This is a genomic window from Shewanella sp. ZOR0012, from assembly GCF_000798835.1.
In the GTDB taxonomy this organism is placed as follows: Bacteria; Pseudomonadota; Gammaproteobacteria; order Enterobacterales; family Shewanellaceae; genus Shewanella; species Shewanella xiamenensis.
Genome location: NZ_JTLE01000035.1, coordinates 1 through 1,553 on the forward strand (window position 1 = coordinate 1; position 1,553 = coordinate 1,553).

The following is a 1,553-nucleotide window of genomic DNA, read 5'->3' on the forward strand; positions in this document are numbered from 1 at the left end:
TTTAAGGTGGCAAATGCCCTTAATGTGGAGCCGCCAGCCGCTGAAGGTTACCTCATCACCAACCCTCCTTACGGCGAGCGTTTAGGCAGTGTGTCTGAGCTGTTGCAGCTGTACTATCAATTAGGCGATAAATTCAAAAAAGAATTTGGTGGCTGGAAAGTGGCCATGCTGTGTAGCGATATCGAGCTTATCTCGGCATTGAAACTCAAAGCCGATAAACAGATGAAAATGTTTAACGGTGCGTTAGAGTGCGCTTTTAACTTATACACGCTTCACGCGCAGAGTACTCGCCGCGATACGCCAGTGTTGCCAGAGGGTGTCGATATTGCCGATATCGCGCCTGCTTTTGCTAACCGTATAAAGAAAAACGCTAAGCAATTTGATAAGTGGGCCCAAAAAGAGGGGATTGATAGTTATCGCCTCTATGATGCTGACATTCCTGAATATAACGTCGCAGTCGATAAGTATCTTGATTATGTTGTGGTACAAGAATACATGGCACCAGCCAGTATTCCTGAGGCCGTCACTAAACGTCGTTTAAGTGATGTGCTGCTGGCTTTGCCTGCGGCCATTGGCGTTAATCCACACAAAATCATTATGAAGACCCGCGAGCGTCAAAAGGGCACTAACCAATATCAAAAGTTGGATGAACGTAAGTTAGAGCTTATCACCACTGAATATGGCGCTAAATTTAAGCTAAACCTGACGGGTTATTTAGATACTGGGCTGTTCCTCGATCATCGATTAACTCGCCGTTTAGTGGGGCAAAAATCTAAGGGCCGCCGGGTTCTGAATTTGTTCTCTTACACAGGTTCTGCCTCAGTGCATGCTGCATTAGGCGGCGCAAAGTCGGTCACGACGGTTGATATGTCAAACACATACCTTGCTTGGGCGAAAGAGAACTTTGCCCTTAATAATTTGTCTGGCAAGCAATATGAATTTGTTCAGGCTGACTGTTTGCAGTGGATCCGCGATTGTAACGAACAATACGATTTAATTTTTATCGATCCGCCCACCTTCTCCAACTCCAAGCGCATGGAAGATTCTTTCGATGTGCAACGTGATCATGTGAATTTACTCGGTATGCTAATCAAGCTGTTAAGTCCAAACGGTGAATTGGTGTTCTCCAACAATAAGCGCAAGTTTAAGATGGACACTGAAACTTTAACCAAAATGAAAATTAAGGTGCAAAACATCGACGACATGACGTTACCGCTGGATTACAAACGTAATCCTCATATCCATAACACCTGGTTAATTACCCATGCAGATAAATAATGCATTGCAGGCAAGCTATGTGTTGTATCACACCGAAGGTTGCCATTTATGCGAACTGGCGGCGGCATTATTAAATGCCGCCGAGGTGCCCTTTACGGCCATCGATATTTGCGATGATGAAACCCTAGCAGAGCGTTATGGCGTGTCGATTCCTGTGGTTAAAGCCCTGGACGAGCGTTATTTAAGTTGGCCATTTGATGCCACGCAATTACAAGAATTTTTAGGAGCTTAGTTTGAGTCTGGTTCGTATCAATAATGGCTCGTTAGCCTATGGT

General features: G+C 44.9%; 2 protein-coding genes. Both read left to right on the forward strand.

Going from position 1 to position 1,553, the window contains the following annotated elements; translation table 11 throughout:
* Positions 1-1,278 (forward strand): bifunctional 23S rRNA (guanine(2069)-N(7))-methyltransferase RlmK/23S rRNA (guanine(2445)-N(2))-methyltransferase RlmL (gene rlmKL, locus L976_RS01235; protein ID WP_047533371.1); only part of this gene is annotated, 1,278 nt, incomplete at its 5' end.
* A complete protein-coding gene (locus L976_RS01240; RefSeq protein ID WP_037417366.1) occupies positions 1,265-1,510 on the forward strand; it encodes a glutaredoxin family protein in 246 nt (81 codons plus the stop codon). The genes rlmKL and L976_RS01240, both read left to right, overlap by 14 nt.
* Positions 1,511-1,553: the final 43 nt, after the last annotated feature.

Bases quoted from the DNA above. Each gene is read 5' to 3' on its own strand.
- L976_RS01240 (WP_037417366.1), top strand. From the start codon at position 1,265: ATGCAGATAAATAATGCATTGCAGGCAAGCTATGTGTTGTATCACACC.